Genomic DNA, 21363 nt, shown 5'->3' with positions numbered 1-21363 from the left:
AGATGCGGATCTCGCTGATCGCGGCGATGGATTGCGACCGGGCCATCGGCCGCGACAACGATCTGCCCTGGCGGTTGCCGGAGGACCTGAAGCGGTTCAAGGCGCTCACCATGGGTAAACCTATGCTGATGGGCCGCAAGACCGCGCAGTCGCTGGGCCGGGCCCTGCCGGGCCGGCGTAACCTGGTGCTGACCCGCAGCGGCCGGGCGCCGTTTGCGGGCATGGAGGCAGTGGCATCGGTCGAAGCCGCGCTGGACGCGGCGGATGGCGCGCAGGAACTGTGCGTGATTGGTGGTGCCCAGATCTATGGGTTGCTGCTGTCCAGGGCCGATGTGCTACACCTGACCCTGGTCGACGCTCGGGTAGAGGGTGCCGACACATTCTTTCCGACGTTTGATCCCCGGCAGTGGCGCGAGGCCTGGCGGGAGGAGCACCCGGCCGATGCGCGGCATGCGTTCGGCTACGCGTTCGTCGACTACCTGCGCGTGGCCGGGAAGTAGCGGCGCGGGCTCAGCCGGCGCTCGCGTCGCGCCCCGGCACCTGCACTACCCGCAGTTCCTCGCTGTCCAGCTGCAGGGCAGTGAGCTTGCCGCCCCAGACCGCGCCGGTATCCAGCGCGTGCACTCCGTGGCCGATGAACAGTCCCAGCGACGACCAGTGGCCGCAGACGATCTTCAGGTCGCGCTCGGCCCGGCCCGGCACTGAATACCATGGGTAGAGGCCCGGCTCCTGGGTGCCGGGAGGACCTTTCTCATCGAAGGCGATCCGCCCGCGCGGCGTGCAATAGCGCATCCGGGTGAACATGTTGATGATCGCCCGTTCGCGCTCCACGCCCTTGAGCCCCGGAGACCAGGCGGGACGATCGCCGTACAGGTTGCGCAGCAGCTTGCGATAGCCTTTTCCGCGCAGCCGGCGCTCGACTTCGGCGGAATGCTCCAGGGCCATTGCCGTGGTCCACTTCGGCGCCAGGCCGGCGTGCACCATCATCCAGCCCAGGTCGCGATCGGCGTGCACCAGCGGCTGGCCGCGCAGCCAGTCCAGCAGCTCGTCACGGTCTTCGGCAAACAGGACCCGGCGCAGGTCCGGGTTCACCCGCCGCTGCTGCGCCTCGTCGCGCTCGCCGATCGCCAGCAGCGACAGGTCATGGTTGCCCAGGACCACCCGGCAATGCGCGCGCAACGAGTGCACCAGGCGCAGGGTTTCAAGTGACTCCCCGCCGCGGTTCACCAGGTCCCCGCACAACCACAGGGTGTCGCTGGCGGGATCGAAGCCGATGCGTTCCAGCAGTCGCTGCGTGGGGCCATAGCATCCCTGCAGGTCTCCGATTGCCCAAATGGCCAAGGTTTGCTTCCGTCTCTGTCAGGTCAGTGCAGGGTGCGGGGCGCAGCCAGGGTGAACGGCGGGATCGGCGCGTCGAAGTGGGTTCCGTCGTCGCCAACCATGTCGTACTTGCCCTGCATGCTGCCAACCGCGGTTTCCAGCACTGCGCCGGATGTGTATTCGAACTCATCGCCAGGCTCGAGCCGGGGCTGCTGGCCCACTACGCCTTCGCCGTGCACCTCATCGACCTTGCCGTTGCCATCGGTGATGATCCAGTGGCGGTGCACCAGCTGCGCCGGCAGGCGCCCCAGGTTGCGGATGCGGATGGTGTAGGCGAACACGTAATGTTCGCGCTCGGGCTCGGATTCCTCTTCCAGGAACCGGGCTGCGATCTGGATTTCCAGTGTGTAGTCGGGGGTCTCTTCCATGACGACAGTGTAATGGGAGCGGGTGAACGCTTTGGCTAGTCGACCGGCGGGGTGTTGGCCAGGCGGATGAAGTCCTGTACCGGCAGCTGTTCGGCGCGGGCCTTGGGGTCAATGCCTGCCGCGGCGAGGGTGGCTTCGCTGCACAGGCCTGAAAGTGCGTTGCGCAGGGTCTTGCGGCGCTGGCCAAAGGCCGCACGGACCACGGCGGAAAAGCGCGCTGGATCCGCGATGCCGGTTTCACCGGTGGGTCTGGGTGCCAACCGCACCACCGCGGAGTCGACCTTGGGCGGCGGGCGGAATGCGCCCGGTGGCACGGTAAACAGCGGCACCACGATGCAGCTGGCCTGCAACATGACGCTCAGCCGGCCATAGACCTTGGATCCCGGCGGGGCCGCCATCCGGTCCACGACCTCCTTCTGCAGCATGAAATGCATGTCGGTGATCGCGCCAGCGTGCTTCAGGGCGTGGAACAGGATCGGCGAGGAGATGTTGTAGGGCAGGTTGCCCACCAGCCGCAGCGGCGGACCATCGGCGGCCAGGGCGGTGAAGTCCACCTCCAGCACGTCGCGGTGGATCACTTCCAGGTCGCCGGCGCTGCTTGCGGCATGGGTGAGCGGAGCGATCAGGTCGCGGTCGAACTCGATCACCGTCAGCGCGCCGTGGCGGCGCAGCAGCGGCAGGGTCAGCGCGCCCTGGCCCGGGCCGATTTCCACCACCCGGTCGCCCGGGTGCGGGGCGACGGCATCGATGATGCGATCGATATAGGCCGATTCGTGCAGGAAGTGCTGGCCGAGCGCTTTTTTGGCGCGGCCGAAGCCGGGTGCAGGCGCTCCGCTCATGCCAGCATCCCGGCCCGCGTCGCCCGGCGCGTTGCTGCTAGGCGGGTGCAGGTGTCCAGTGCGGCCATCAGACTGGAGGGCGTGGCCCGCCCGCTGCCGGCAAGGTCCAGCGCCGTTCCATGGTCCACTGCGACCCGCGGCCACGGCAGGCCGAGGGTGAGGTTGACGGCGTGCTCGAAGCCGCTGTGCTTGAGCACCGGCAGGCCCTGGTCGTGATACATGGCCAGCACCGCATCCACCTCGCGCAGCTTTGCAGGCAGGAATGCGGTGTCCGCCGGCAGCGGGCCCAGCAGCTGCATGCCGTCGCCGCGCAAGCGTTCGAGCACCGGCTGGATCACTTCGATCTCCTCGCGGCCCAGATGGCCATCTTCGCCGGCATGCGGATTGAGCCCGAGTACGGCGATGCGCGGCCGGGATATGCCGAAGTCTTCCTGCATCGAGGCACGCAGGATCCGCAGGGTCCGTTCCAGCGCGGGCGCGGTGATGGCGTCGGCCACCTCGCGCAGCGGGAGGTGGGTGGTCGCCAGGGCAACCCTGAGCACCTGGTTGGCAAGCATCATCACCACTTCGCGCCCCGTCCATCCGGCCAGCAACCCGGTGGTGCCGCTGTAGGCGATGCCTCCCGTGTTGATGACGGCTTTGTGCACCGGGCCGGTGACCATCCCATCCATCTCGTCACGCTGGCAGGCATCGGTGGCGGCGCGCAGCGCGGCAATGACGCTGGCGGCGTTGGCCGGGTCGGGTGTGCCAAAAGCGGGCAGCAGGGGATGGGTGACTTCGATCAACTGCGCACGACCGGGGCCGGTCCCATCCAGTGGCAGGGGCAGGTCCAGCACATCGGCCGCGCGGACCAGGCTGGCCCGGTCGCCATAAATGGTGATGTCAGCACCGAAGTCGCGCTGCAGCGCAGCCACGCACAGTTCCGGGCCTACGCCGGCCGGCTCGCCCGGTACCAGCGCAAGGCGGGGACGGGCCATCTCAGCCGTCGGTGTCGGTGTCGGCGCCGTCGCCGATCCGGATATCGACGTAGGCTTCGCTGCGCAGCTCGCGCTGGAAGCGGTTCCACTCGTCTTCCAGCTTGCGCTGGCCAATGCTTTCGCGGACCAGGTTGCGACGGTCTTCATCGTCAACCTCGGCCTGGCGCGAAGCGAGGCGCTGCACCACGTGCCAGCCGGCCTGGGTGCGGAACGGCTGCGACACTCCTCCGTCCTCCAGAGGGGCCACCTGGCTGCCGAATTCGGGGCCGAACTGGTCGTCGGTGAACCAGCCCAGGTCACCACCGCGGGGGCTGCTGGAAGGGTCTTCCGATTCCTGTGTGGCCACTTCGGCGAAGTCCTCGCCAGCAACGATGCGGGCACGCAGCGCTTCGGCACGCGACCGGGCCGAGGCGTCCTCAGCGGGGTCCTGGCCGGCCCGGATCAGGATGTGGCGGGCCTGGTACTGGGTGACCCTGTTGCCGGCGGTGTCGCGCACGTCCACGAGCTGCAGCAGCTGGAAACCGCTGGGACCCTGGAACGGGCCGAGCATGCTGCCCGGCTGCATGGTAGGTACGGCGGTGCCGAACGCGGCGGGGATCTCATCAATCCGGCGCCAGCCCAGATCGCCGCCTTCCAGGGCGTTGGGGCTGTCGGAGTAGCGCACCGCTGCGGCTGCGAAGTCCATGTCGTTGCGTTCGATCAGGTCCTGGATGCCTTCGACCTTTTCCCGGGCCACGTTGATCTGTTCCGGCGTGGCACCGTCAGGCACCGCCACCAGGATGTGGGCCAGGCGGAACTGGGTGCCTCCGTCCTGCGAGCGCAGGGCGGCATCAACTTCGCCTTCGCTGACCACGATCCGGGTCTGGGCAAAACGCTGGCGCAGGCGCTGGGTCATCAGCTCCTCGCGCAGCGAGCTGCGGAACTCGCTGAACGCCATGCCGTCGGCTTCCAGCTGCATGCGCAGCTGATCGACCGTGCCGCCGTTCTGCTGGGCGATGGCTTCGATGGTGGCGTCGATTTCCGCATCGTCCACGCGGATGCCGGTGTCGGCAGCGCGGTCGGTCTGCAGCCGCATCAGGATCAGCCGCTCCAGTACCTGGCGCTGCAGGATGGGCAGCGGAGGCATCTGCCCGACCTGATCGGCGAACTGGATCTGGATGTTGCCAACCGCGCGGTCAAGCTCGCTGCGCAGGATCACGTCCTCGTCGACGACGGCGGCGATCTCGTCCAGTGGCTGCACCTGCTGGGCATGCACGGTGCCACTCAGAAGAGCGGCGGCGAGAAGGGAAAGGAGGAGTTTCTTCATGGCATGGGGTCGAAGTAGTAGTCGTCCCCATCGTCGCCGCGGCCGCCCAACTCGGACGGGGGCACCAGATAGAGGTCGTCACGGTAATAGCCGAGAATAGCACGGCGCAGGCGGTCTTCCATGCCGGGTCCGGCCGAGCCCATGCCCTTCAGTTCAACTTCCAGCTGGATGGAATCGTTGGTCTCGCCCAGCCGGTTGCGCACATAGTGGCGGCCCACCAGACGCACAGCCAGGCAGCAGCTGTCCCACTGGATACCGGCGATGCCCTCGAGCACCTGCTGGTCGCGGAGCGAATAGTAGTACCGGCCTACCAGGCTCCAGGTGGCATTGATCGGGTACAGGAAGGAGAAATCCACCTGCTCCAGCTGGCTGCGGCGATAGCGGTAGCCGAGGTTGACGATGCCGTCGTCGCCGAGCAGGTAGCGGGTGCGCAGGGCGACCAGGTCGTCGCGCCGGTCCTTGGGGTCCCACTGGTAGCCGGCGTTGAAGGTCCAGCGGTCGTTGACCGCGTAGCTGCCTTCGGCGACCCAGGAAGATTTGCCGTCTTCGATCTGGCCGGATGTGGGAGTCAGCCCCACCCGTGAATCCTCGAAGTAGCGGATCTGGCCCACGCTCAGCGCCAGCTTCTCCTGGCCATCGGATTCCCGCAGCATGCGGGTGCTCAAGGCCAGGGTGAGCTGGTTGGCGTCGGCCTGGCGGTCGGCGCCGGAGTAGCGGTTGTCGCGGAAGAGCTGGCCCCAGCTGAAGGTCAGGTTGCGGGTGTCGAACCGGGGCAGGTCGTCCTGGTAGCGGTAGGGGACGTTCAGATAGAACAGCCGCGGCTCGAGTGTGTGCAGGTAGTTCTCGCCGCGGAACCGGGTGTCGCGGTCGAAGAACAGGCCTGCATCCACGCTGGTGATGGGCAGGCTGCGGCTGGGCGAGGTATCCGGCGCCGCGGAGTTGATGCTGCGGGCCAGGGCGTCGTCCAGCTGATAGGTGGTATAGCGCCAGGCCATGCTTGGACGCACGTACCATGAGGCCCCTTCAATCGGCAGCGAGACGTAGGGCTTGAGGTCGATGCGGCTTCCGCCCGGCTTGAACCCGCTGTCGACATGGGCGAACCGGGTCAGGTCGGTCTGCATGCCGGCCACCAGCCAGGGCCGCAGAGGCTGCTCCCAGTTCGCATACAGCCGCGGCAGGCGGTAGTAGGGCAGGTTGCGCTCGCGCAGGGTGTAATCGGACAGCACCCGGTAATCGGCCGTCACCGCCGCATCCCAATAGCGGCCCCTTCCGTAGACGCCCATGGTGCTGGTAAGCGTGCTGGGCGAGGACTCGGCGAGGCTGCTGCTCAGGTCCTCCAAGTAGCGGGGGTCGCTGATCCAATTGAGGTTGGCACGGGCCTGCCAGGTCCGGTTGATGTTGTGCCGGCCGTTGAAATGGAACATCCCGCGGTCTTCCTTGCGCCAGTTCTCCGGGTGGATTCCTTCGTCGATCTCGCGCTGGCGTTCGTTGGGAGCCAGGTCGTCCGAGGGCAGGTACTCAACTTCAAACGTGCCGCGACCGGAGTTGGTCAGGTACCGGAACTCGGTGCCCAGCAGCAGGCCGCGGCGGCTCATCAGCCGCGGCTCCAGGGTCATGTCGTAATTGGGCGCCAGGTTGAGGTAGATCGGCTGGCGGTAGTCGAAGCCGTTGCGGCTGTTGTAGCCGATTGCCGGGTACAGCAGGCCGGTCTTGCGGCGATCGTCGATCGGGAACTTGAACCACGGCACGTACAGCACCGGCACCGATCCCAGGCGCAGCGTGGCGCCACGGGCGGTGCCAAAGCCGTCTTCCATGTCGATGTCGATCTGCCGCGCGCGCAGCTCCCACATGCGCTCGCTGGGCGGACAGGTGGAATAGGTTGACCCGTACAGCGAGCCGTAGTCGCCGGCGAGTTCCGCGCGATCCGCGCCGCCGCTGCCGCGCTGTTCAATCAGCTGGTAACGCACGCCGCCGATGCTGTGCGAGTCCTGCTGCTGATCGCCCTGCAGCCGCTCGGCCACGATGCGCATGCCCGAATCCTGGTAGCGGACGCTGCCTTCCGCAGTGTAGGTGCCGGTCTGGGCGTCGAACATCAGGTTGTCGGCGCTGAGGAACTGATCGCCGCGGCGCAACGACACGTTGCCGTCGTAGTTCATCACCTGGTCGTAGACGCCGCTGAGCGCATCGCCTTCGATGTCGGTGGGGTACTGGTCCCGGTCCGCTGCCGTGCCCGAGGGCGGCGGGGCATCGGGAAACTCGGGGACAGCATCTTCCAACGGGCACAGGCGCCACATTCCCGGGCGCTCATCGGCGAGCGCGGTCAGGGAAAAGGCAATGCACAGCGGCAATGGCAGCAGGCGGAGGGCTCGGCGCACGCAGGGTTTTCCGGTCAGTCCAAAAGCGGTCGCCAGCATGCCGCATCCCTTGTAAAGCGGCAATGCAATGCCATGTAAGGCATCATCGGGACCATGGAGAAAACGATGAGCAACAAGCCAAACGACCGAACCGAGGCTGAATGGCGCGAGGTGTTGAGCGATGAGCAGTATGCGGTGTGCCGCTGTTCCGCCACTGAACCGCCTTTCACAGGCAAGTACTGGGACCACAAGGAGACGGGCACCTACCTCTGTGTTGCCTGCAGCAGTGCATTGTTCGGGTCCGGCGCGAAATACGACTCCGGCAGTGGCTGGCCCAGCTTCCACGCGCCGATCGCCATTGATTCGGTCAGCGAGCATGAGGACCTCAGCCACGGCATGCGCCGGGTTGAAGTGAAGTGCGCGCGCTGCGAGTCCCACCTGGGGCACGTGTTTCCGGATGGCCCAGCGCCGACCGGGCTGCGCTACTGCCTCAATTCCGCCGCACTGGACTTCAAGGCCACGCCGGAAGGCGACTGAGCGGCAGGTGCCTCAGTCCCGGTGCGCATCCGGACTGCCCAGCAATGCCCGCGCGTGGGCCAAGCAGCTTTCCTGCAGCGCACGCAGGTCATAGCCGCCTTCAAGGGTTGACACCATGCGACCTGCGGCGTGGTGTACAGCGATCGTTCGCAGCTCGCCGGTCAGCCAGCCGAAATCCTCGCCGTCCAGCTGCAGCTGGGCGAGCGGGTCGCGCCAGTGGGCGTCGAAGCCCGCTGAAACCAGCAGCAGCTGGGGCTTGAAACCGTCCAGCTCCGGCAGCAGCCGCTCGCTCCACGCCTCGCGGAAGGCGCGACTGCCGGTGCCGGCGGCCAGCGGCACGTTCACCAAATTGCCAACACCGCGTTCGCGGCGCTGCCCGGTATCCGGGTACAGCGATTCCTGGTGCGAGCTGAGATACATCACCCGCGGCTCTGACTCGAAGATGGCCTGGGTGCCGTTGCCGTGGTGGACGTCGAAATCAATGATCGCCACCCGGGTCAGGCCATGCCGATCGAGTGCGTGAGCAGCGGCAACGGCAACGTTGTTGAACAGGCAGAAGCCCATTGCCTCGCCGCCGGTGGCGTGGTGCCCGGGCGGGCGCACGGCGCAGAACGCCACCGGCACCTCGCCGGCCATCACCGCGTCCACCGCAGCAATGCCCGAGCCCGCGGCGCGCAGGGCAGCCTCGGCCGAGGCAGGGGACAGCATGGTGTCCGGGTCCAGACGAACGATCCCGGTCACCTCGGTCTCAAGCACTGTCTGCAGCAGCGATTCCGAATGCACCCGCAGCAGCTGGCCACGGCTGGCGGCCGGGGCTTCGTGCCAGTCGATGTCGGGCATGCCGTCACGCAGGGCTTGGATGATCACGCCCAGGCGTTCCGGGCGCTCGGGGTGGCCTTCTCCGGTGTCGTGGGCGATGCAGGCGGGGTGGGTATAAACCCGCAGGCTCACGGCTTGCGCCGGTCGTGATCCCAGAGGACTTCGCCGTGCCCGTCGACGCGGGCCAGCACCCGTGACAGCACGAACAGCAGGTCGGACAGACGGTTGAGGTAGTGGATCGCCTGGGCCCTGACCGGTTCGTGGCGGGCCAGCGTGACCGCCTCGCGCTCGGCACGGCGCACCACGGTACGGGCCACGTGGCAGCGTGCAGCGGCTTCGCCTCCACCGGGAAGGATGAATTCCTTGAGCGGTGGCAGCTGCTGGTTGAAATGGTCAAGCCTGGCTTCCAGATGTTCGATATCGGCATCCTGGATCGCCGCGTGGCCGGGAATGCACAGCTCCCCGCCAAGGTCGAACATCTGGTGCTGCACCCGGGTCAGCACGTCGCGCACTTCGTCGGGCAGCTTGCAGGCCTGGATCAGGCCGATGGTGGAGTTGGCCTCGTCCACCGTGCCGTAGGCGGTGACCCGCGCGGAATCCTTGGGCACCCGGCTTCCGTCACCCAGGCCGGTGGTGCCATCGTCCCCGGTGCGGGTGTAGATCTTCGAGAGCCGATTGCCCACCGGCGGCGGCCGTCAGACGGTCTGGGCGCGCAGCGCCGGAACGCGGCGGCGCAGCAGTTCGAACCCGCCAAACAGCACCGCCGACCAGAACAGCGTGCCCAGCAGGGTCCAGTGGAAGAACGGGATAGCTGCCGCGTAGCAGGGTGCCAGGCCCGCGACGCAGTGGGCGTGGCCGGGAACCGTGGTGGCCGTGGTCCAGACCATGAAGTTGGTCACCGCGAAGAACAGTACCGAGCCGGCGACCGACCCGCCCAGCACGCGCACGCTGCTGACCTTGCCGCGCAGGCCGAAGCCGACCAGGGTGGACAGCAGGATGCAGGCGTAGACCGACAGCGCGACCGGGCTGGTCATGTGCTGCAGGTAGATGCCGCCATTGGTCGCAGCCAGGGCCAGGTCCGACACCAGCATGGCGGCCAGCGGCACCAGCATCGCCCAGCGGCGGCCCGCGAAGTAGGCCCCGGCAAACAGCGCGATGGCGATCACCGGCGAAAAGTTCGGTGGCTGCGGCAGCAGACGGGTCAGTGCGGCGGCGACGATCAGGCCCGTCAGCAGCAGGGGACCGAGGGCGAGGCTGGGGGCTTGGTCAGAACTGTTCATCGGCTGGTCGCGGAGCTTTGGAGTGGAAGGCGATAGCATAGCGCAATGCCGCAGCCCAGCTCCCACTCCAGCCCTCCCTGCCACGATGTGCTGATCGTCGGCGGCGGCCTTGTTGGAGCCAGCTTGGCGATCGCGCTTGACCAGTTGGGGATGGATGTCGCCCAGGTCGAGGCATCGCCCGCAGGCTCCCTGCCGCCGGTGTTCGATCAGCGCAACCTGAGCTTTGCCGACGCCACGGTCAATGCGCTCACCGCGCTTGGTGTGATGCAGGAACTGCGCATGCCGCCGGGGCTCATCCGGCGCATCCACGTCAGCCGGGCGGGTGACTTCGGCCGGGTCTGCATGGAAGCGGCCGACTACGGTCGCGAGGCGTTTGGCCAGGTGGTTGTGGCCAGTGATTTTGGCCAGGCGCTGGAAACACGGCTGGCGCAGCTGCACGGCCTGACCCGCTATCGTCCGGCGCGCTTTGTGGGCTGCAGCGTGGAGGGCGACCTGTGCCGGGTGCGGATTGCACAGGACCAGGGCGAACGCACCGTGCATGCACGCCTGTTGGTCGGCGCCGACGGCAGTGCCAGCGGCGTGCGCGCTGCATTGGGGATCGAGGCCGACCATCGCGACTACGATCAGACCCTGCTGGTGGCGCGGGTGCGCGCCTCCAGCTCCCCCGATGGGACCGCCTGGGAGCGCTTCACCGCCCACGGACCCACCGCAGTGCTGCCGCGCGGCGACCGCCATTACGGCGTGGTCCACGGCGTGGCCCGCGGGCAGGCCGAAGCCGCGATGGACTGGGACGAGGCGACCTACCTTGCGCGTATCCAGGCCGCTTTTGGCTGGCGCGCCGGACGGTTCCTGGCTGCCGGTCCGCGCAGCGCCTATCCCATGGTCAGGGTGGTCGCGCGGCGCACCGTGGCTGGCAGAGCGGTCCTGGTGGGCAACGCCGCCCAGAGCATGCACCCGGTGGGTGCCCAGGGCTTCAACCTCGGCCTGCGCGATGCGCTGACGCTGGCCGAGCTGCTCGCCGCGCACCGCGACGATCCCGGCAGCGCACAGATGCTTCGCAGCTACGAGGAGCGGCGCCGTGAGGACAGGGAGCAGACCCTGGAATTTTCCGATGGCCTGGCCCGGGTGACCGCCAATGATGCGCCGCTGCTGCGGCCGCTGCGCGCCTTCGGGCTGCTGGCGGTGGACCGCCTGCCTGCCCTGCAGGCGCGACTGGCGGGCGGGGCCATGGGCTATCGCGGCCAGGTGCCCGCGCTGTGCCGGAGGCCGCAGGCATGAGCCGCCGGATGCGCAGCGACGCGGTGGTGGTTGGCGGCGGCGTGGTCGGCGCGACCTGCGCGCTGGCGCTGGCCGGCGAAGGATTGCGGGTTGAGCTGGTGGAAGCCGCGCCCGCCCGACCCTGGAGCCGGGAGCAGCCGGACCTGCGGGTGTTCGCCCTGGCTCCGGACAACATTGCGCTGCTGCAATCAATTGGCGCCTGGGATGCGATCCGCCTGGCGCGCGCCCACCCCTACCGGCGGATGCGGGTCTGGGATGCGGCGGGCGGAGACGAGCTGCTGTTTGACGGCGATGCCTATGCACGCGATGCGCTGGGCTGGATCGTTGAGAACGGCCTGCTGGTGGATCGGCTGCGTGCGGCATTGCCCGCGGTTGGAGTGGATGTGCATTGTCCGGCCCGGGTGCAATCGTTCGAACAGGACGACGACGGCGCACGGCTGGAGCTCGACGACGGTCGCCGACTGGCGACGCGGGTGGTGGTGGCCGCCGATGGGGCGGAATCCAGCCTGCGCCGCATGGCCGGTATCGGTACCCGCGGCCGCGACTACGGCCAGCGCGGCGTGGTGGGCTACGTGGATACGGAGCTCGGGCATGAGGACACCGCGTGGCAGCGGTTCCTGCCGGGCGGACCGCTGGCCTTCCTGCCCTGCGCTGATGGCAGCTGTTCGATCGTCTGGTCGCTGCCCGACGCGGAGGCGACGCGCGTATTGGCGCTGGATGATGCCGCGTTCGGTGATGCGCTCACCCGGGCGTTCGGCGGCCGTCTGGGGACAGTGCGCCCGCGTTCGCCCCGTGCGGCATTCCCCCTGCGGTTACGTCTGGCAGACACCGCCCAACAGGGCCGTCTGCTGCTGCTCGGCGATGCTGCCCACGTCGTTCATCCGCTGGCCGGCCAGGGAGTGAACATGGGCTTGCGCGACGTGAACGGGTTACGCGAGCTGGTGCGTCGCGCGGGCGAAGGTTGGGACTCCCCGCATCGGCTGCGGCGCTGGGCGCGGCGGCGCAAAAGCGAGAATGCCGTCGCCGCGTGCACGTTCGACGGCATCGACCGGGTGTTCTCCAACGACGCGCTGCTGCCCACGCTGCTGCGTGGGCAGCTGTTTGGCGCGGCCTCGCGGATCGGGCCGGTCGCACACCTGCTATGGCGTCGGGCCGCCGGGCTCTAGCGGGGCAGACGGACAATGCAGGCGCTTCAGCGATTCCAGCCCGCAAGTTCCTCACGGCTCAGCAGACCGTCACCATCCCGGTCCACGCCGTCGAATTCGGCGGACAGGGTGGGGTTGGCCTGCGCTTCGCTGCGGCTGATGTGCCCGTCGCTGTCGGTATCAAGGGTGTCGAAATCAACGCTGTAGTCGCCCACGACCGAGCTCGGCGGATGCTCGTGCAGCGTCACGTCACGACCCTGCTCGTTCCCGAGCACATGGCTGGTGGTGTCTGATTGTGCGGGCGGCGTGGCCGGCGGAGGCTGGGTTTCATCCGTCCACGGCGGGGCGGCCTCGACCGGGTCGGTGGGCGGCACCGCTTCAGGGGGCGTGGTGTCGACCGGGGTGATTGGATCCACCGGGGGTTCGGTCGGGGCCGGCTGTGCGAGCGCGGCGAACGGGATGGCCAACGCCGCCAGGATTGCAATCCGGAGGCTGCGGATGTCTTGGCTGGGCTTCACGGGATTTCTCCAATAGGGATGGCCGACGCCGATACAGCGCATATGACGCCGGTATGCCCATGCTGGAGGTGCAGCGATGAAATCCGCTTGAAATTGCGGATAAATCCCGTCGGCGTTCAGCGGACAGTCGCGAAAACCGTGATTTCCTCGCGGTCATGGTAGAGCTGGCGCGCGCGGATGTGCACGGGACGCTCTGCCGTCTGCTGGAACAGATCCAGGCTCAGCTGGACTTCCTGCCAGCGCTTTTTCATCGGCAACTTGAGATTGAATATCGCGTGGCGGCACCACTCATTGCGGAACCAGTCGCCCATACGGGCGGCGACGCGCCGCGGCTGGTCAACCATGTCGCAGACCAGCCAGTCCATCGGGCGGTCGGGGCTCCAGTGGAAGCCGTCTTCACGCAGGTGCCTGACCAGGCCGGTGTCCAGAAGCGCCGGCTGCAGCGGTCCGTTGTCGATCGCGGTGACGTGGACGTGGTGGCGGGTCAATACCCAGGCCCAGCCGCCGGGTGCGGCGCCCAGGTCGGCGGCGCGCATGCCGGGCTTGATCCACTTCTCGCGTTCGCGCTCGTCAAGCAGGGCCATCAGGGCTTCTTCCAGCTTCAGCGCCGAGCGCGACGGCGCATCGGAGTGCAGGCGCAGGCGCGGGATGCCCAATGGCCAGGGCGCGCTGTCAGCGCGGTCTGCCCGGGCGAGCAGGATATGGTCGCCGGCCAGCAGGAACACGTGCAGCCGCGGCAGGCGGGGCTCGTCGCGTTCGCTGAGGAAGCCGCGCTTGCGCAACGCCGGACGCAGGGCGTTGCCAAAGCTCCGGGCCAGGGCCGAAAGCGGCCGGCCCGCGTCCGAATCAGGATGCTCCACCCACAGGTCGCCGTAGCGGCCCAGGCCTTCAAGCGCCTGCATGACCGGGGTGATCCGGTCGCTGGCGTCGATCTGCGGCAGCTCCGCGATCAGGTCCAGCTTCTGCCTGGCGAACACCAGCCGTTGCCAGGGCAGGGCCTGTGACAGGCCGGGGCCTTCTTCGCCGGCATGGAAGAGGACATAGCCATCCCCGCGCGTGGCCCGGGCGTAGCCGGGGAATCCGGCCAACGCAGCGCGCTCGCCCAGTTCGGCCGCCAGCTCGGGTTCGAAACCGGCGCGGCAGTAGCACAGCAGGGTTCCGGCCATGATCAGTACCGCACGCCGTCGCCGCCGCCATAGGCAGCCAGCACGGTGCGGGCATCCTGGCGCAGCAGGTCGCGGACCACGGCGATGCCGCGGCGCTCAAGCTCGCCGACCCAGTCGGCGGGCAGCGGCCCTTCATCGAATTCGGTCAATTCTTCCACGTCCGTCGAGCGGGCGCCGATCAGCAGCCGGTCAACGCCGGCCCATACGGTCGCGCCGTAACACTGGCAGCAGGGCTGCGCCGAGGTTGCCAATACATAGGAGCCGAGCGGCTGGTCGTTCTCGTCGCGGTTCAGGCGCGCCCGGCCGACACGCTGCTGGGCCAGCATGTAGGCCATGATTTCGGCGTGGGCCACCGAGCACCCCTGCGGTATGACCCGGTTGACCGCAGCGGCGACCACCCGGTCATCCGGCCCGAAAACCACCGCGCCAAACGGGCCGCCTGTCCCGGCTTCCAAGTTGCGGCGCGACAGCTCGATGGCCAGCGCCACCTTGGCTTCATCGCCGGCGACCGCGTCAACGCCTGCCACGACCTCCTCGATCCAATCGGGCAGGACAAGTTCGACCCGCCCGGGCAAGGCTGCAAACATCATTTCTGCTCCAACGGCACCGCGAACCGGTTCACCGCCTCGCAGCGGTTGCTGACGCAGGTGCAGGCCTGGATCTCGCGAAACCCGCACACCGACGCCATGCCGCTTTCGGCGCACTGCGCCATGACGGCATCCGGATCCGGCTCGGCGGCCGCATTCACGCAGGCCGGAAAGTAGCCGCAGCAGTTGCCGACGTTCTTGACCTCGCAGTCGCTGTCGACCTGGCAGCTGTAGTCCAGGTCGGGCAGGCCGCTGATGGCTTGTGGCGTGGGATCCACGCCCTCCGGTGCACCATTCGCCGGGGCACCAGCGTCGGTCGTCGGCGCCGCACAGGCGCCAAGCATCAGTGCCAACAGGGTGGCGGACAGCAGCAGCAACAGGCGGTGGCGCATGCTTCCTCCCTATCAGGCCTTGGCGGCCCAGGTGTCGCGCAGGGTGACGCTGCGGTTGAACACCGGGGTATCAGCGCGGTGGTCCTGGCGGTCTGCAACAAAATAGCCCTGGCGTTCGAACTGGAGGCTGTCCTCCGGCTCGGCCACCGCCGCGGCCGGCTCGATCCAGCCCTGCACGCTGCGGCGCGAGTCCGGATTGAGATGGTCGCGGTAGGTCTTGCCTTCGGATTCGTCATCCGGATCCGGCACCAGAAACAGGCGGTCATACAGGCGGATTTCAGCCGCCACGGCCCGTGCCGCGCAGACCCAATGGACGGTGCCCTTGACCTTGCGGTTGGCGCCTTCCATGCCGGGCCGTGATTCAGGGTCCAGGGTGGCGCGCAGTTCGATCACCTGGCCGCTATCGTCCTTGATCACTTCGTCGCAGCGCACGATCCCGGCGCCGCGCAGGCGCACTTCGCCCCCGGGAACCAGGCGGCGCCAGCCCTTGGGCGGCACCTCGGCGAAATCGCCCTGTTCGATCCAGAGCTCGCTCGAGAACGGCACCTGGCGACTGCCAAACGATTCGTCCTTGGGATGATTGGCGAAGGTGAGCTGTTCTTCGTGGCCTTCGGGCAGATTGGTGATGACCAGTTTCAGCGGTTCGATCACCGCCATGCGCCGCGGCGCCACCGCGTCCAGGTCGTCACGCAGCGCGCCTTCCAGCACCGAAAAATCGATCATCGAGTTCTGTTTGCTGACCCCGATCCGATCCACGAACAGGCGCAGTGCCGACGGGGTGTAGCCGCGCCGGCGCAGGCCCTGCAGCGAGTACATGCGCGGGTCGTCCCAGCCGTCCACCAGCCCATCGGCCACCAGCTGGGTGAGCTTGCGCTTGCTCATCACCGTGTAGTTGATGTTGAGGCGCGAGAACTCGATCTGGCGCGGCTTGGCGGCCTCGATCGGCAGGCCCTTCTCCTTCAGAGGCTCCAGCAGTTCCGGATTGCCGGCCAGATCCACCTTGTCCACGCACCAGTCGTACAGCGGACGGTGGTCTTCGAACTCCAGCGTGCACAGCGAGTGGGTGATGCCTTCCACGGCGTCCCCCAACGCATGGGCGATGTCGTACATGGGATAGATCACCCACTCGTCGCCGGTGTTCTGGTGCGGCACGTGCTTGATCCGGTACAGGGCCGGGTCGCGCATGTTGATGTTGCCGCTGGCCATGTCGATCTTGGCGCGCAGGGTGCGGGCACCGTCCGGGAATTCGCCGGCGCGCATCCGCCGGAACAGGTCCAGGCTCTCCTCCGCCGAGCGCTCGCGCCAGGGGGAATTGCGTCCCGGCTCGGTCAGGGTGCCGCGATACTCGCGCACTTCTTCCGCGCTCAGGTCGCACACATAGGCTTCGCCCTGCCTGATCAGCTTCTCGGCGGCCAGGTAGAACACGCCGAAGTAGTCCGACGCGTGGCGCAGGCTGGCCCATTCAAAACCGAGCCAGCGCACGTCATCCTGGATCGCGCGCACGAACTCGGGGTGCTCCTTCTCCGGGTTGGTGTCATCGAAGCGCAGGTTGCACACGCCGCTGAATTCCTCGGCAATACCGAAGTCCAGGCAGATTGCCTTGGCGTGGCCGATATGCAGGTAGCCGTTGGGCTCGGGCGGGAACCGGGTGCGGATGAAGCTGTGCTTGCCGCTGGCCAGGTCGTCACGGACGATCTGGCGGACGAAGTCCTGGCGCTCGACCGGAGCCGGGTCCGGCTTGCGGTCGGTAATGGTCTGCGGGCGGGCGGGGAGGCTTGCTGGGGCGTCAGAGCTGGTCATGCGGAACAATGCGAAAACGGGCGCCTAGTGTAGGCCTTGACGGCCCGGATTGCGGAGCCGCGGGGGGTGGCATCGAAGCTCCATCCGTTCCATTGGACAGAATCCCCCACCTCTATTGGTTGCAAATGTGATGTGGATAACGCTTTTATGGCATATCCTTTGCTTAAAAGGCGACACAGGCGCAGTTGAACCGGTCAGGGGGGATCAGGTGCTGCAGCAGGTACACAAGGATGGAACCGCGCCATGTTGAGGTCCCGGGCTGGCGGGCAGCCGCGGCGTGGCGACGTGTGGCATGTCGTCGGGCTGCTGGTCCTGCTGGTCCTGGTGGGAAGCGGGTTGGCGACCACTGAAAGCGCCCGCACCTCTCCCGTCGCCGTGGAAATCATCACGCCCGATGGCGGAGCCGCCCCCGGCACATTGCAACTCCGGTTCAACCTTCCTGCGAAAGAGTCGCGGGCTTCGCCGTGGGTGATATGGGTGCCGCGCGTGTCGCGGCATGCGATCTGGCTGGAAACCCATGGCTGGAGCAGCGCGGAGCGCGACTTTTTCGCTCCCGACCCGGTCGAAGGGGTGCTGCCTGGTGGCTATGTCTTCATGCTGCCGCAGCGTTGGGAAGGGCCGATAGTGGCCACCCTGCACGCACATCCGGGCCCGGGTGCCAGCCTGCAGCCGCGGGTCATGCCGGTCATCGAAGCAGCGCGGCTGGAGCAGGCGGCTGCAGTAGGCAGCGCAGTGATCTATGCCAGCCTGCTGATGCTGGCCATGCTGTCGCTGTCACTTTATGCGGCGGCGCGTGACCGGGTGTTTCTCACGCTGTTCGTCTGTGCCAGTGCGCTGGTACTGATGTTGGCGGCGGTCAACGGACATCTGTACGGCTTGCCTGGTTTGCGGGTGATGGCCCATTGGCGGACTTCGGGGCTGTGGGCTCTGGTTTTCCTGTTCCTGGCAACCTGGGTCCGGCTGATCCAGCAGTACGTGGGCCAGTCGCCCGGAGCGGAGAGGGTGGCGCGGACCATGGATGTCGCGTTCTGGACAATGCTCGGCCTGGCCGCGCTGTGCCTGGTGGGCGTGGGGCTGCCAACGCTCCCGTGGCGTCAGGTCGCATTCGTCTGCTGGCTGGCCGTGGGCGGCGGCAGCTTGCTCCTGTTTGGCGATGCGGTGCGCCGGCGGGTGGCCATGGCCTGGCCGCTGATCTTGCTGTTGCTGATTCTGATCGCGGTGGCGCTGTCGCTGGAGCTGCTGGCGGACATGCACCTGCTAGGTCCGCTGCTTACCCGGTTTCTTTACCAGGGCGCCCTGGTGCTGTTCCTGACCCTGTGTGCGATTGGCCTGGTGCACCGGATCAGCGAATACCGTGAGCAGCGCGATCGTGACCAGAAAGCGCGTATTGAAAGCGAGCGGAGGATGCTGCGTGAAGCAGCGCGTACCGAGCTGGTCAATGCGCTGCAATCAAGGCTGCGCCAGGTGGGGCAGGCGGAGGTCGCCTGGAGCGGATTCCAGATCATGGCCACCCATCTGCTGCCATTGCTGCCCGTTTCCGGGCTGGCGGTGCTGGCCGAGGGCTATCACGGACGCAGCCTGCTGCTGGTGGAGCCGAGCGACTCGCACGACGCGGTGGTGGCAGGCCTGAGCGAGCGTGCCCTGGTCCTGCGCAGGCAGGCGGCCGCAGGGCTTGCGCTGCAGCAGCCCCTGACGGTTGCTGCAGGGGCATTCACCGAAGCAGTGATCCCGCTCAGGCTCAGGGCGCCAGCGTGGGGGGCACTGCTGCTGCGCCGGGCCGGGGGGGAAGGGCTGGCACCTGATGAGATGGCGCTGGCCAGCGAGTTCTGCCGTACCACCCAGATGCAGGTGGACCAGGCCATCGCGGCCATCCAGCTGCGCCAGTCGGCGGAACTTGATGCCCTGACCGGCAGCCTCAACCGGCGCTCGGTGGATCAGTGGCTGGGGCGCTGTTTTGCCGAGGCCGACCGCGACGGCCTGCCGCTGTCGGTGCTGTTCGTTGATCTGGACCGCTTCAAACTCATCAACGACCGCTACGGGCACGCGGCGGGTGACCAGTGCCTGCGGGCGGTGGCCGGCGCCCTGGCCGGAGCGCTGGAAGAAAGGGACATCTTCGGCCGCTACGGTGGCGAGGAGTTCGTGGTCATCCTGCCGGGATGCACCGGCGCAGCAGCCCGGCAGGTGGGTGAACACCTGCGCGCAGCAGTGGAGCGACAGGTGATCGACTGGGAAGGCCAGCCGGTCAAGCTGACCGTCAGCGTAGGCGTGGCCACCCGTCGCGAGGGTGAGCGCAGCCCCCAGGCCACCATCGAGCGCGCCGACAAGGCGCTCTATGCAGCCAAGCGTGCCGGGCGCAACTGCGTGCACGTGGCGCCCGCGGTCTTTACCTGATCGGGCGGGCCAGCTGATCAGGGAAGCAGGCCGCTGCTAAGCTTCCGGGCTCGTTGATGCAGGTGCGGTGTGAGATGCAGCAGCAGGGTGATGGGCAGAGCAGGGCGCTGCTGTGGATGCTTTCCGGCGCGGCGCTGATCGGCAGCAACGGGCTGATGGTGCGCTTTGCCGATACCCCGCCAACGATCTCGGCCTTCTACCGGATGCTTTTCGCCGGCCTCATGCTGCTGGCGGTGATCCTGTTGCAGCGCGGATGGCGGCCAGTGCCGCGCCAGGTGTGGTGGTGGTCGGTCGCGGCCGCCACAGCCTTTGCCGCCGACCTGTGGCTGTGGCATCGCAGCATTCTGCTGGTCGGCCCTGGACTGGCGACGCTGCTTGCCAACGGACAGGTGTTCTTCATGGCGCTGGCCGGGGTGGTGCTGTTCCACGAACGGGTGGGACCGCGCTTCATGGCCGGGATTGGCCTGGCGTTTTTCGGCCTGTACCTGATGCTGGGTGGCGACTGGGACACGCTGCCGGCGGGTTATCGCTGGGGCGTGCTGGCCGGGCTGGCCACCGGACTGTGCTATGCGCTCTACAACCTGGCGCTCCGGCGTGCCCAGGGCGAGGCGCATGCAGCCGGTACCGCTGCCGGCCATCAGCGGGCGCCGATCGTCCAGGTGCTGGCGCTGATTGCGCTGATGTGCGCGCTGCTGCTGGGCATGGCCGGGCTGGCCGAGGGCAGCTCGTTTGTGATCCCGTCGTGGCAGTCGTTGGGCTGGCTGCTGGTGCTGGCCGGACTGGGCCACTGTCTGAGCTGGGTGCTGATCTCGCGGGCGATGGCGCATTTGAGCGTGGCGGTGATCGGCCTGTTATTGCTCCTGCAGCCGATCGTGGCCTTTCTGCTGGACCTGGTGGTGCTGGATTTGCAGGTTGAACCGCGCGCCTGGCTGGGCCTGGCGCTGACCCTGGCCGGAATTTTCCTGGCCAGCCTCAGGGGTCGTTCCAGACTGCCTGCGCAGGCGGCCTGAACGCTGCGTCGGCCGTGGCTTGGGTGCAGCGGGCAACAGCTGCATCATGGGTCATGGATCAACCGGGAGAACGGGTCATGCCAGGCATCGGTGCATGGAAACAGCGGCTGCCATCGGCGGCCGAAGCGCTGCGGGGGCGGGATACACCCTTGCCCCTGCATAACGAACACCACGTGCACGGACGCCCACTGAGCGGAGGGTTTGAAGGCGCCCGGCGGGTGCATTTCGGCATGGGCTGTTTCTGGGGGGCGGAGCGCATTTTCTGGAGCGTGCCGGGCGTGCTGACCACGGCGGTGGGCTATGCCGGGGGCCATACGCCCAACCCCACCTACCGGGAAGTGTGCAGCGGGCAGACCGGACACGCCGAAGTGGTGCTGGTGGTCTATGACCCACAGCAGCTGCCGTTCGACGAGCTCATGCGCATCTTCTGGGAAGGCCATGACCCCACCCAGGGCATGCGCCAGGGCAACGATATCGGCAGCCAGTACCGCTCGGTTGTCCACTGCGAAACGCCCGAACAGCAGCGCATCGCGCTGGCAGGCAGGGATGCTTACGCTGAACGCCTGCAGGCAGCGGGGCTGGGTGGGATCAGCACTGAAATCGCCCGTCCTCCGCCGCGCTTCTACTATGCGGAGGACGAGCACCAGCAGTATCTTTCAAAAAACCCCGGCGGCTACTGCGGCATTGCCGGTACCGGGGTGTCCTGCCCGGTCGGCGTCGGGGCGTAAACCGGACTGGGGTCGCCGCTCAGGCAGAGCCAACCGCTTCAGGCGGCTGGACGGCAATGACTTTCAGGTGCAGCGCGCGCCCGTCGGGGTTGGGCCAGTCAATGTGCTGGCCAGCCGAAAGGCCGATCAGTGCACTGCCCATCGGCGCCAGCACCGATACCCGGCCGGTGGCAACGTCGGCCTCATGTGGATAGACCAGCGTCAGGTGGTAATGCTTGCCGGATTCCGCGTCTTCGCACTCCACCCGCGAGTGCATGCCCACCACGCCGGCGGGCATTTCACCCACGGGGCGCACTTCGGCCCGCAGCAGCTCATCCTGCAGTGCCTCGGCCGCGGGCAGGTCGCGCCAGCGCGGGGACTCGAGCAGCGCCTCCAGGCGGGCGGCGTCGATGCTGGAGACGATCAGCCCTGGGGGCGGAGTGCTGTGCCGGCTGTCGGTCATGGGTCTGGTTCCTGGAAGGGCCCGGTCGGGCATTGGCTCATAAGCA

General features: G+C 67.7%; 21 protein-coding genes and 1 pseudogene. 7 read left to right on the top strand and 15 right to left on the bottom strand.

The window, feature by feature from the left end:
* The first annotated feature begins 2 nt into the window (after nt 1–2).
* Entirely contained in the window at nt 3–500 is a 498-nt protein-coding gene (locus ACW7G2_RS05250) for a dihydrofolate reductase (RefSeq protein WP_456973450.1), read from the top strand.
* On the opposite strand, the pseudogene ACW7G2_RS05245 reads toward ACW7G2_RS05250, so the two are convergent.
* The 6 genes and pseudogenes from ACW7G2_RS05245 to lptD all read right to left on the bottom strand — a co-directional run.
* Nucleotides 415–1341 (bottom strand): annotated as a pseudogene (locus ACW7G2_RS05245) (symmetrical bis(5'-nucleosyl)-tetraphosphatase); the annotation flags it as partial. The gene ACW7G2_RS05250 and the pseudogene ACW7G2_RS05245 overlap by 86 nt on opposite strands.
* 23 nt (nt 1342–1364) lie before the next feature.
* Complete coding sequence (gene apaG, locus ACW7G2_RS05240) at nt 1365–1748, bottom strand: Co2+/Mg2+ efflux protein ApaG (RefSeq protein WP_456973448.1); 384 nt, start codon at nt 1746–1748, stop codon at nt 1365–1367.
* A gap of 35 nt (nt 1749–1783) precedes the next feature.
* Nucleotides 1784–2587: a 16S rRNA (adenine(1518)-N(6)/adenine(1519)-N(6))-dimethyltransferase RsmA gene (gene rsmA / locus ACW7G2_RS05235; protein WP_456973446.1), complete on the bottom strand. Its 804-nt coding sequence runs from the start codon at nt 2585–2587 to the stop codon at nt 1784–1786.
* Nucleotides 2584–3564 (bottom strand): 4-hydroxythreonine-4-phosphate dehydrogenase PdxA, encoded by a 981-nt coding sequence (gene pdxA, locus ACW7G2_RS05230; protein ID WP_456973444.1) that lies wholly within the window; start codon nt 3562–3564, stop codon nt 2584–2586. Before pdxA ends, rsmA begins: the two co-directional genes overlap by 4 nt.
* A gap of 1 nt (nt 3565) precedes the next feature.
* The gene (locus tag ACW7G2_RS05225; RefSeq protein ID WP_456973442.1) at nt 3566–4870 is read right to left on the bottom strand and encodes a peptidylprolyl isomerase; all 1305 of its coding nucleotides are present in this window, start codon (nt 4868–4870) and stop codon (nt 3566–3568) included.
* The gene (gene lptD / locus ACW7G2_RS05220; protein ID WP_456973440.1) at nt 4867–7245 is read right to left on the bottom strand and encodes an LPS assembly protein LptD; all 2379 of its coding nucleotides are present in this window, start codon (nt 7243–7245) and stop codon (nt 4867–4869) included. Before lptD ends, ACW7G2_RS05225 begins: the two co-directional genes overlap by 4 nt.
* A 105-nt stretch (nt 7246–7350) precedes the next feature.
* On the opposite strand from lptD, the gene msrB reads away from it, so the two are divergent.
* On the top strand, nt 7351–7761 hold the full coding sequence (gene msrB, locus ACW7G2_RS05215; RefSeq protein WP_456973438.1) for a peptide-methionine (R)-S-oxide reductase MsrB: 411 nt from the start codon (nt 7351–7353) through the stop codon (nt 7759–7761).
* Nucleotides 7762–7773: 12 nt separating this feature from the next.
* Here msrB and ACW7G2_RS05210 read toward each other — a convergent pair whose 3' ends face one another.
* From ACW7G2_RS05210 to ACW7G2_RS05200, 3 genes are read right to left on the bottom strand one after another with little or no spacing between them, the layout of a single operon-like run.
* On the bottom strand, nt 7774–8706 hold the full coding sequence (locus ACW7G2_RS05210; RefSeq protein WP_456973733.1) for a histone deacetylase family protein: 933 nt from the start codon (nt 8704–8706) through the stop codon (nt 7774–7776).
* A gap of 2 nt (nt 8707–8708) precedes the next feature.
* Nucleotides 8709–9263, bottom strand: coding sequence for a cob(I)yrinic acid a,c-diamide adenosyltransferase (locus ACW7G2_RS05205; RefSeq protein WP_456973436.1), 555 nt, complete (start codon nt 9261–9263; stop codon nt 8709–8711).
* Between the two features lie 12 nt (nt 9264–9275).
* Complete coding sequence (locus ACW7G2_RS05200; protein WP_456973434.1) at nt 9276–9860, bottom strand: DUF6580 family putative transport protein; 585 nt, start codon at nt 9858–9860, stop codon at nt 9276–9278.
* A gap of 45 nt (nt 9861–9905) precedes the next feature.
* Here ACW7G2_RS05200 and ubiH point away from each other — a divergent pair, with 45 nt between their 5' ends.
* Together ubiH and ACW7G2_RS05190 are read left to right on the top strand one after the other, a co-directional pair.
* Nucleotides 9906–11138 carry a 2-octaprenyl-6-methoxyphenyl hydroxylase gene (gene ubiH / locus ACW7G2_RS05195; protein ID WP_456973432.1) on the top strand — a complete coding sequence of 411 codons (1233 nt, stop codon included), beginning with the start codon at nt 9906–9908 and terminating at the stop codon, nt 11136–11138.
* Complete coding sequence (locus ACW7G2_RS05190; RefSeq protein ID WP_456973430.1) at nt 11135–12304, top strand: FAD-dependent oxidoreductase; 1170 nt, start codon at nt 11135–11137, stop codon at nt 12302–12304. Before ubiH ends, ACW7G2_RS05190 begins: the two co-directional genes overlap by 4 nt.
* Before the next feature lie 26 nt (nt 12305–12330).
* Here ACW7G2_RS05190 and ACW7G2_RS05185 read toward each other — a convergent pair whose 3' ends face one another.
* From ACW7G2_RS05185 to ACW7G2_RS05165, 5 genes are all read right to left on the bottom strand, one after another.
* Nucleotides 12331–12801 (bottom strand): hypothetical protein, encoded by a 471-nt coding sequence (locus tag ACW7G2_RS05185; RefSeq protein WP_456973428.1) that lies wholly within the window; start codon nt 12799–12801, stop codon nt 12331–12333.
* A 116-nt stretch (nt 12802–12917) separates the two neighbouring features.
* Nucleotides 12918–13967: a 23S rRNA (cytidine(2498)-2'-O)-methyltransferase RlmM gene (rlmM, locus tag ACW7G2_RS05180; protein WP_456973426.1), complete on the bottom strand. Its 1050-nt coding sequence runs from the start codon at nt 13965–13967 to the stop codon at nt 12918–12920.
* 2 nt (nt 13968–13969) lie between these two features.
* A complete protein-coding gene (locus ACW7G2_RS05175; RefSeq protein ID WP_456973424.1) occupies nt 13970–14554 on the bottom strand; it encodes a nucleoside deaminase in 585 nt (194 codons plus the stop codon).
* Entirely contained in the window at nt 14554–14946 is a 393-nt protein-coding gene (locus tag ACW7G2_RS05170) for a hypothetical protein (protein WP_456973422.1), read from the bottom strand. Before ACW7G2_RS05170 ends, ACW7G2_RS05175 begins: the two co-directional genes overlap by 1 nt.
* Nucleotides 14947–14958: 12 nt before the next feature.
* Nucleotides 14959–16746, bottom strand: coding sequence for a glutamine--tRNA ligase/YqeY domain fusion protein (locus ACW7G2_RS05165; protein ID WP_456973420.1), 1788 nt, complete (start codon nt 16744–16746; stop codon nt 14959–14961).
* A gap of 243 nt (nt 16747–16989) precedes the next feature.
* Between ACW7G2_RS05165 and ACW7G2_RS05160 the strand changes: the two genes are divergently transcribed.
* The 3 genes from ACW7G2_RS05160 to msrA all read left to right on the top strand — a co-directional run bounded on the left by ACW7G2_RS05160 (nt 16990) and on the right by msrA (nt 20875).
* The gene (locus tag ACW7G2_RS05160) at nt 16990–19137 is read left to right on the top strand and encodes a GGDEF domain-containing protein (protein WP_456973418.1); all 2148 of its coding nucleotides are present in this window, start codon (nt 16990–16992) and stop codon (nt 19135–19137) included.
* 74 nt (nt 19138–19211) lie between these two features.
* Nucleotides 19212–20147 carry a DMT family transporter gene (locus ACW7G2_RS05155; protein WP_456973416.1) on the top strand — a complete coding sequence of 312 codons (936 nt, stop codon included), beginning with the start codon at nt 19212–19214 and terminating at the stop codon, nt 20145–20147.
* A gap of 77 nt (nt 20148–20224) precedes the next feature.
* Nucleotides 20225–20875, top strand: a complete 651-nt coding sequence (gene msrA, locus ACW7G2_RS05150) for a peptide-methionine (S)-S-oxide reductase MsrA (RefSeq protein WP_456973413.1) — start codon at nt 20225–20227, stop codon at nt 20873–20875.
* Between the two features lie 19 nt (nt 20876–20894).
* Here msrA and rnk read toward each other — a convergent pair whose 3' ends face one another.
* Nucleotides 20895–21317, bottom strand: coding sequence for a nucleoside diphosphate kinase regulator (gene rnk, locus ACW7G2_RS05145; protein ID WP_456973411.1), 423 nt, complete (start codon nt 21315–21317; stop codon nt 20895–20897).
* Nucleotides 21318–21363: the final 46 nt, after the last annotated feature.

Source organism: Luteimonas sp. A277 (genome assembly GCF_054052045.1).
This window is presented reverse-complemented; position numbering and strand designations above follow the sequence as displayed.